Source organism: Frankia sp. CcWB2, assembly GCF_977927585.1.
In genome coordinates, this window is record NZ_CDWRCM010000047.1 from 15779 (window position 1) to 24298 (window position 8520).

An 8520-nucleotide genomic window follows, 5' to 3' on the forward strand; every position below is an offset into this window, starting at 1 on the left:
AGGGGCGGGCACGGTGCTCATCCTCGTCATCGGGTGAAAAGCAGGGCCATCCCGGCGGGAAGCCGGGGTCGTCCGGCCTGCGGCGGAGTTCGTCCGGGCATGGGGTGTCCGGTCCTGGGGCGGCGGCGCGCGCCTGGCCGCCCGGGGCGCCCACCGGTCGGTTCGCGGTGCTCGGCGTCAGCCGAACACCGGGCCACCGGCGGGCACGAAAAATCGGAACTCGGCGCCGCCACCCGTGGCCCGGCCGACCGAGATGGTGCCGCCGTGCGCCTCGATCAGTGCCTTGGCGATGTAGAGCCCGAGGCCGGTGCCGTTCCCGCGGCCGGCGCCCCGCCAGAACTTCGTGAACACGCGCGCGGCGTTCGATTCGGACACGCCTTCCCCCTCGTCGGCCACGCTCACCTCCGTGCCGCTGTCCCTGCCACGCAGCAGTACCGTCACAGTACCCGCACCATGCCGCAGGGCGTTGTCGACGAGGTTGTGCAGTACCTGTTCAATCTTGTCCGGATCGACCCACATCTCGGGCAGTTCGCCCTCCTCGCAGATGAAGAACCGGTCGGCGCCCGCCGCACCCGAGGCCACCTTGCCGTCCACCACCGAACGCACTCGGGCGGGCAGGTCGACGATCTGCTTGCGGACCTGAATGCGTCCGGAGTCGATCCGGGAGACGTCCAGCACCTCGGTGAGCAGGCGCGTGACCCGGTCGGCGTCGGTGTTGACCGTGTTCAGCATGAGCTTCTTCTGCTCGTCGGTGAACCGGTCCCACTTGGCGAGCAGCGTCGCGGTGAATCCCTTCACGCTGGTCAGCGGCGAGCGCAGCTCGTGCGCCACGGTCGCGACCAGATCCGCCCGGTTGCGTTCCAGCCGCTCGCGGCTGAGGGTGTCGCGCAGGGACAGCGACACCCGCACCAGCCGACCGGCGACCCGGTTAAACCGCACCGTGACGTGGAAGTCACAGTCGTGGACCGGACCCGCATAGGTCAGGCGCCGCTCCGGCTGCCCGGTGACCCGCGGCAGGTTCCGGCTGGCTGCCGAGCACTCCCACCAGTCGTTGCCCCGCTCGTCCAGCAACGGGAGGACCTCGGTCAGATGCCGGCCGATCGCAGACGGTCCGTCCACCCCGGTGAGCTTCGCCGCCGCCCGGTTGAACACCTCGACGACGCCGACGGCGTCGGTCACGATCACCGAGTCCGGTAGCAGGTCGAAGGCGGCGGCAGGCAGTGGGCCGTCCAGCGCGGCCGACACGGCCGAATCGGTGGAATCGGGCGCGCAGCCGGGGCCGGGTGGCGGTACCTGCCCGGATGGCGACGCGACAGTGTTCATCACCGTCGACCACCTCCTCCGGTGCCGTTAGTACCGGACCTGCCCGTTCTCTGCGCCCGCGCCGACGCGTAAAGGCACAGGGCGGACGCAACCGCAAGATTCAGGGACTCGGCCTGACCGTACACCGGTACCCGCAGAACCGCGTCCGCGGCGGTCAGAGTAGCCGAAGCCAGCCCATGTGCCTCGTTACCGAACAGCCACGCCGTCGGCCCGTCGAGCTCACCGGCGGCGACGGCGGTGTCGATGTCGCGATCCGCGGCTCCGGACGTCGCCACGATGCGGCAGCCCCGGGCCCGTAGCCGGTCCAGCACCACGGCCAAGGCTGGTTCCACGATCACCGGGAGGTGAAAGTGGCTGCCGGCCGAGGAGCGCACGCACTTGCCCCCGAAGGGGTCGACACCGCTCCCGGTAAAGACGACGGCGTCCGCTCCGGCCGCGTCCGCGCTGCGGATCACCGTGCCGGCGTTGCCCGGATCGCCCGCGCCGATGCACACCGCGACCAGCCGGGGGGCGTGCAGGTCGGCGAGCCGGTGAGCGGGCAGGGCCGCGACCGCGACGAGGCCCTGGGGGGTCACCGTCTCCGACAGCGACGCCACGGCCTCGTCCGTGACGACCCGGACCGGCACCCGGACCGCCCTCAGCAGCTCCTCGTGCCGGGGAGTCGCGGAGACTCCGACGAACACCTCGAGCAGCTCGCCGACGGCCGACGCCGCGCCCACCGCCTGCGCCCCCTCGACCAGGAACCTGCCCTGCTCGCGCCGGGCCGCGGGCCGCTTGAGGCGACGCGCGGCGCCGACCCGCCCGGAGCGCGCTCCGGCGATCACTCCGGGCCCCGGGGAAGGGGCCCTCGGGGAAGGAGCCGTCGACGGCGGGGCGTCGGTCGTGGGGGACACGCGGGAGGCGGGCACGGGCCGACGTCGCGACGGGCTCAGGCGGCGGTGGGCTCCGGCGCCGCCGCCAGCGCGGCCCGTGCCACCTCGACCAGGGCGGTGAACGCGACCGCGTCGTTGACCGCGAGGTCGGCCAGAATCTTGCGGTCGACTTCGACACCGGACAGCTTCAGACCCTGCACGAAGCGGTTGTAGGTCAGGCCGTTCGCCCGCGCCGCCGCGTTGATCCGAGTGATCCACAGCTGCCGGAAGTCGCCCTTGCGCGCGCGGCGGTCCCGGTAGGAGTAGGTCATCGAGTGGAGCATCTGCTCCTTGGCCTTGCGGTAGAGCCGCGATCGCTGGCCCCGGTAGCCGCTGGCCTGCTCGAGGACCGTACGGCGCTTCTTCTGGGCGTTGACCGCCCGCTTCACGCGTGCCATGAGGGCACCTGTCTCCTTCGTTCGGGTGCGTCCGGCGGCCCGGGCCGGAGTCGGCCGCCAACGGCGGGCCGACCGCGACCGGCGGGCCCGCCGCAGTCGGGGCCGGAGTCGTCAGCGGGCCGCGGTCAGCGGGCGAGCAGACGCTTGACGCGTCGGTTGTCCGCCTTCGTCAACGGCACCACGCCATCCAGTCTGCGGGTGAGGCGGCTGGTCTTGTGCTCCAGGTAGTGGCGGCGGTTGGCCCGCTGGCGCAGCACCTTGCCGGACCCGGTGACCCGGAACCGCTTGCTCGCACCGCTGTGGGACTTCTGTTTGGGCATGTTGACATCCTGACGGGTTACGTGGGTGGTCGAACAACCGGCGTGGCGAGATCCGGAACCGGTGGCGGCGCCACCGCGCGGACTGCCCGCCGTCGAGTCAGGCGTGGCCGGCCGGTTCCGGCACCCGCTGCGGCTTCGAACCCTTGTGCGGGGCCATGACCATGGTCATGTTCCGGCCGTCCTGCTTGGGCTGAGCCTCGACATAACCAAGATCGGCCACGTCGGCGGACAGCCGTTGGAGCAGGCGGATGCCGAGCTCGGGCCGGGACTGCTCCCGACCGCGGAACATAATCGTAATCTTGACCTTGTCGCCGGCCCGCAGGAAACGCACGACGTGACCCTTCTTGGTCTCGTAGTCGTGCGGATCGATCTTCGGCCGCAGCTTCATTTCCTTGATGACGGTCTGGACCTGGTTCTTCCGAGCCTCCCGACGCTTCTGGTCGGACTCGTACTTGAACTTTCCGTAGTCCATCAGCTTGCAGACCGGGGGACGAGCGGTCGGCGCGACCTCGACGAGGTCGAGATCGGCCTCCTGCGCCATGCGCATGGCCTCACCGATCGAGACGATGCCGATCTGCTCACCCTCCGCGCCGACGAGGCGAACCTCGGGGACGCGAATCCGGTCGTTGATACGGGACTCTGTGCTGATGTGTTTCCTCCGTTGCTCGACGCGCGGGCCTGACCTCACCGCAGCGGAGCACCGAGCCTGGTACACCAGGCTCCCGGCCGACAACCGCGAGAACGGCTCGGCCGACCGGCGACCCGGCCACCGCGGCCACCAGCCGGAACTCCGGCCTGAGGACCTGCTGACGTCCCGGGGTGGCGACATCAGTGCTGACATCGGGTGGAGGGCGAACCCCCGCTTGGTCCTGCCGATCAGGCTCCGCACCGTGCCCTGGCTGCCTGGGAACGGCAACGCCAGCGGACGGAACAAAACCAGCCGGCAGGCGGTCTGAACCCCAGCGTAGCACCAGACCGGGCGACACGACGATCACATCATCGTCCGGGCGCTCCGAAAGGGCCGGCGGCACTCACCTCGCGAACCGCACCGGCCATCGGCGCGTCGGGCGCAGGCCCCGCCCCAGATGGCGGCGCACCGCCGCGGCCTCCCGCGCGCTCACGAGCAGCACGGCCGGGCCCGAGGCCCGCGCCTGCTCCTGCTCCTGCGCCGGGTCCGGATCAGCGGCGAGCAGCCGGGATAACCGCCGGGCGAGCAACTCCCCGGACCGCGCGTCCGCATCTCCGTCCCGGCGTACCGCGACGGCAAGCACCGGGCGTGGTGCGCCGGCACCCGGGAGGAGCAGTTCCGCCGGCCACACCTCGACCCGCTCGGTCACGGTCCGCAACGCCTCTTGGACCCGCTGCCGGGACAACGGTCCATCCGGATCGGATGGACGGCGCAGGGCGGTCACCCTCAGCTCGTCGAGGTCCGCGGCTTCGGTCGCACGTGGCGTGTCGAGAGTCCCGGGCGGCGAGTCGGAGTCGGATCCGCCGGGCACCGTCGCGGGACCGCCCGGCCCGACGTCCAGACTGGCCGAGCGCGGACCGGCCACGTCGATCACCACCGCTCCGAGCCCCAGCCGGACCGCCTCCGTACAGGCGTCCACCGCGGCGACCGGAACCGGCCGGGCCGAGGCGCGCCAGGCGGTGAGCGCGCTGACGCTGGAGAAGATCGGTAGCGCGGTCGCGCCGGACGGGGTGCGCAGGGTCGTCAGCGCCATCTCGCTGGTCTTGTCCGCACCGGTGACGGCGTCGGCGGCGGTGAGCCGAGCCTCGACTCCGACGAAGACCCGGGCCTGGCGCAGCGCGGCGGTCAGGACGGCGGGGTTGACCGGGCTGGCGGCGAGCGCTCGGGTGAGCGACTCATCGGCGCGGCCGTCATCGCCCTGACCGGACGGAGTCAGCAGATCGTGTGCCATTCTCGCCAGCCTAGGGCCCAGGCGACGCGGCGGGCCGGTACCGGATCGGGTCCGTGGCATTCACCATGGCTCGGACGGACCCGGGCCCGGGTTGGGGGCACCGACCGGGGGCGGCGATGGCGGACCGGGCCAGCACGGTGGCCGGTTGCGACCCGGGAAGCGGGGCGGTGGCGACCGCCCCGGCGAGGCGCTGGAAGGCGAACCTGGTCCGGCGACGCAGGCGGTACCAGCTGATCGGACGGCTGTCGGCGAGCGCCGCGTCGAACGGCACCGGCACCGTCATGTAGGCCCGGTCCTCAAGATGCTCGAGACGCAGCCGTGCCCCGCGGCTCAACCGGGAGGGATACGTCTCGACGACGGCCACGATGACGGTGGCAGCGAGATCTGGCCGACCAGCCGCGGCCAACGCGGTCAACGCGTCGTCCGCACCGGCGATCTCCGTCTCGCCGGCCCGGATCGTCAGCACGACGAGGTCCGCCCGCGCCAGCAGGGTGGCCGGCACCGGCTGGCTCCACCCCGGTGGGGCGTCCGCGACGACGACCGGATACCAGTGTCCGAGCAGGTCGAGTGCCCAGGCCAGCTCCTCGGGAAGCAGCCCCGGCCCGGTGAGATCACGCAGTCCGGCCAGCACCTCCAGGCCACCGGAGCCGTCGGAGGCGACGAACCGGCGCACGTCCTCCAATGAGGACACCGGTGGCCGCGCCGTGGCCAACTCCCGCAACCCCACGCCCGGTGGCATGAGGCCGACCCGGTGCGCAAGCAGCCCGGACTGGTCCGGGGAGGCATCCACGGCCATCACCCGATGACCGTGGTGCTCCGCGATCGCCAGTCCCAGACCCGCGGCGACCGTCGTCCGGCCGCCTCCGCCACCGAATCCCCCGACCAGCACCCGCCGCCCACCGGCCCGCGCCCGCGCGACCGGCGAACCGCCCGCTCCCGCGACGGCCGGGACCACCGCCGGACCACGGGACGGCGTCACCGCGGCCGCCGCCCGGACGGGCAGGGAAGGGGCCGGACCGGACCGCCGTGCCGGCAGGTTCGCGGGGACCGGGACGGACCAGGCTGGCTCCGTACCGGGCGTTTCGACCGCCTGCCGGCCGACCGTGGGTCCGCCCAGGGGGTCAGCGTCGAGCCACGCCTCCGGCACCGGCCAACCCGGGTCAGCCGCCGCGGATGGGGGAAGCCGCCCGGCTACGGGCCCGGCACCGAGCGAGCCGTCTGGGGGCGGCGCGGTGGCGGCCCAGGAAACGGGGACGACCGGCGTCCCATCCGGGAGGTTCACCGGCTGCCCGGCGGTGGGGACCAGTACCGCAATGTTCTCCCAGGTCTCCCCGGGCGGCGGGACGGCCGGAAACGGTGGGGGGACGGCCGGGGGCGGCGGCGCACCGGGCGGTGGATCCGGTGGCGTCGGGTACTGGTCCGGACCGGTCGGGTACGGGTCCGGCGGCCCGGCCGCCGACGTCGCGGCGGCGGCGAGGTCGGGCGTCCACCCCGCTCCGCCGGGCATGGTGAGCGAGGCACCGGGCCACGCGGAGCTCGGGCCGGGCGACGCGGTCAATGGAAGGCCCACGGGGGGCGCGCTCCGGCCCGACGGGGGCGGTGGGGCCGGTGGCATGGGAGTGGGCGGCGGGCCTGCCGTGCTCCCGCGCCCCCCGGAGGGGCCCCCCGTCCGACCGGCACCGGGCTCCGAACGGGTCACGCCCGGACGTGACCGGATGGGACGACGGGTAACCAGAGCGTTACGGGGCGTCTGAGGCTCGGTCAGTCGTAGGCCGAGCAGCGAGATGGGGCGCGCGTCCCCGCCACCACCCGGTTCGGTCGCGCCGGGATCCCGCCGGCCGGGCCCGGCCGCGATCCGTTCCCCGACCTCCGGATTCCCTCCGACCGGGCCGGTCGACGCCGACGTCTCGTCACCGTTCCAACTCCCACCGTGACTTACCATCCGCGCCACCCCGCCCCCATGTGTACCGGCCGACGGGACCTCCTCCGATCCCACCGCGAAGTATGACGCCAGAGCGCAAGGGCACCGATACGACGTGAGACCACAGTCTCGTGTAACCGGCCGTCCCGACAAGAGCACCGGACTGATCGGGACAGACTGATCGGGACAGCCGGAATCAGAGCCACGAGCAGCGAACACACCACCGGCACACCCGATCCACTTCGAATCGCCATGTGACGGCAACACCATACCGAGAGCATGTCACGCGGACGGATCGGCCTCGCACCGTGCGTGTGAACTCCTGATGCGGAACGTTCCGGCCAGTGACGGCGTGGGAGCTCAGCCGGCGAGTTCCAGATCGCGCAGCACCGCGGCGGTGCCCAGCGCGGCCAGGGTCGCCTCCCGGCCCTTGTCCTCGCTGGACCCGGGCAGCCCGGCGCGGTCCCGGGCCTGCTCGACGGTGTCGCAGGTGAGCACGCCGAAGCCGACGGGGACGCGGGCGTCGAGGGTGACGCGGGCGAGCCCCGCGGTGACGAACTGACAGACGTAGTCGAAGTGGGGGGTGCCGCCCCGGATGACGACACCGAGGGCGACGACGGCGTCATGCCGCGCCGCCAGCGCGGCGGCGATCACGGGAAGCTCGACCGCACCGGAGACCCGCACGACGGTGGGTGCCGTCGCGAGGCCTGTATCCTTCGCGGCGCGCAGCGCGCCAGCAAGCAGCGCATCGGTGATCTCGGCGTGCCATCGGGTGGCGACCACCGCCAACCGCATGCCCGCGACGGGCGGAAGCACCTCCGCGGGAGCCCCGAGGCCGCTCACAGACCCTCCCCCTCGGCACAGTCGGCCCCGGCGGGCGTACCCGGGCCCGCGCCGCCCGCGATGGCCGTGCAGCCGGAGGTGACGGGCACCCTCGACGCCCCCGGGATCCAGCGCGAGCCGGCCGGCTCGTCCTCGCCCACGGCCCTAGGCAGATCGGACATGCCGGGTAGACCCGGAAGGCCGGGCAGACCGGGAATGACGTGTCCCATCCGGTCCCGCTTGGTGGTCAGGTAGCGCAGGTTCTCCGGCGTCTGGGTGACCGGCATCCCGATAAGTTCGACGATGCGCAGGCCGTAACCCTCCAGCCCGGCCCGCTTCGTCGGATTGTTGGACAGCAGCCGGAGGCCGCGCACGCCGAGGTCGACCAGGATCTGGGCTCCGGTGCCGTAGTCGCGGGCGTCGGCCGGCAGGCCCAGCGCGAGGTTGGCATCGACGGTGTCGTGGCCGGCGTCCTGCAGCTGGTAGGCCCGCAGCTTGTGCATCAGGCCGATGCCCCGGCCCTCGTGGCCCCGCATGTAGAGCACCACCCCGCGCCCCTCGGTCGCGATCATGCGCAGTGCCGCGTCGAGCTGGGTTCCGCAGTCGCAGCGCCGGGAGCCGAAGACGTCCCCGGTGAGGCATTCGCTGTGCACCCGGACCAGCACGTCCTCGCCGTCACCGAGCTCGCCTCGGATCAGCGCGATGTGTTCGACGCCGTCGAGGATGTTGCGGAACCCGACCGCCCGGAACGCCCCGTAACGCGTCGGAAGCGATGCCTCCGCGACCCGCACCACCTGCTTCTCGGTCCGCCGACGGTAGGCGATAAGATCGGCGATGGAGATCAGTAGCAGCCCGTGCTCTTATACACATCTGACGCTGCCGACGAATTAGACGGTGTAGATCTCG

The 8520-nt window shown here is 72.6% G+C and carries 8 protein-coding genes and 1 pseudogene; all 9 read right to left on the reverse strand.

Annotation, left to right across the window (positions count from 1 at the left end):
• Positions 1 to 177: 177 nt before the first annotated feature.
• Positions 178 to 1323 carry a sensor histidine kinase gene (locus ACY45C_RS07425; RefSeq protein ID WP_462186901.1) on the reverse strand — a complete coding sequence of 382 codons (1146 nt, stop codon included), beginning with the start codon at positions 1321 to 1323 and terminating at the stop codon, positions 178 to 180.
• Entirely contained in the window at positions 1323 to 2147 is an 825-nt protein-coding gene (locus ACY45C_RS07430; protein WP_462186893.1) for a TrmH family RNA methyltransferase, read from the reverse strand. Before ACY45C_RS07430 ends, ACY45C_RS07425 begins: the two co-directional genes overlap by 1 nt.
• 104 nt (positions 2148 to 2251) lie before the next feature.
• Positions 2252 to 2632 carry a 50S ribosomal protein L20 gene (gene rplT / locus ACY45C_RS07435; RefSeq protein ID WP_011437565.1) on the reverse strand — a complete coding sequence of 127 codons (381 nt, stop codon included), beginning with the start codon at positions 2630 to 2632 and terminating at the stop codon, positions 2252 to 2254.
• Positions 2633 to 2757: 125 nt separating this feature from the next.
• A complete protein-coding gene (rpmI, locus tag ACY45C_RS07440; protein WP_011437566.1) occupies positions 2758 to 2952 on the reverse strand; it encodes a 50S ribosomal protein L35 in 195 nt (64 codons plus the stop codon).
• 97 nt (positions 2953 to 3049) lie between these two features.
• A complete protein-coding gene (gene infC / locus ACY45C_RS07445) occupies positions 3050 to 3640 on the reverse strand; it encodes a translation initiation factor IF-3 (protein WP_462186894.1) in 591 nt (196 codons plus the stop codon).
• Between the two features lie 343 nt (positions 3641 to 3983).
• The gene (locus ACY45C_RS07450; RefSeq protein ID WP_462186895.1) at positions 3984 to 4871 is read right to left on the reverse strand and encodes an SseB family protein; all 888 of its coding nucleotides are present in this window, start codon (positions 4869 to 4871) and stop codon (positions 3984 to 3986) included.
• 10 nt (positions 4872 to 4881) lie between these two features.
• Positions 4882 to 6441, reverse strand: a complete 1560-nt coding sequence (locus tag ACY45C_RS07455) for a MinD/ParA family ATP-binding protein (RefSeq protein ID WP_462186896.1) — start codon at positions 6439 to 6441, stop codon at positions 4882 to 4884.
• A gap of 711 nt (positions 6442 to 7152) precedes the next feature.
• On the reverse strand, positions 7153 to 7635 hold the full coding sequence (gene ribH / locus ACY45C_RS07460; protein WP_462186897.1) for a 6,7-dimethyl-8-ribityllumazine synthase: 483 nt from the start codon (positions 7633 to 7635) through the stop codon (positions 7153 to 7155).
• A pseudogene (gene ribA, locus ACY45C_RS07465) lies at positions 7632 to 8474 on the reverse strand (GTP cyclohydrolase II); the annotation flags it as partial. The pseudogene ribA and the gene ribH, both read right to left, overlap by 4 nt.
• Positions 8475 to 8520 lie beyond the last annotated feature (46 nt).

Excerpts from the sequence above, each read along its gene's own strand:
- ACY45C_RS07425 (WP_462186901.1), bottom strand. The coding sequence starts at position 1,323 with ATGAACACTGTCGCGTCGCCATCCGGGCAGGTACCGCCACCCGGCCCC.
- rplT (WP_011437565.1), bottom strand. The coding sequence starts at position 2,632 with ATGGCACGCGTGAAGCGGGCGGTCAACGCCCAGAAGAAGCGCCGTACG.
- rpmI (WP_011437566.1), bottom strand. The coding sequence starts at position 2,952 with ATGCCCAAACAGAAGTCCCACAGCGGTGCGAGCAAGCGGTTCCGGGTC.
- ACY45C_RS07450 (WP_462186895.1), bottom strand. The coding sequence starts at position 4,871 with ATGGCACACGATCTGCTGACTCCGTCCGGTCAGGGCGATGACGGCCGC.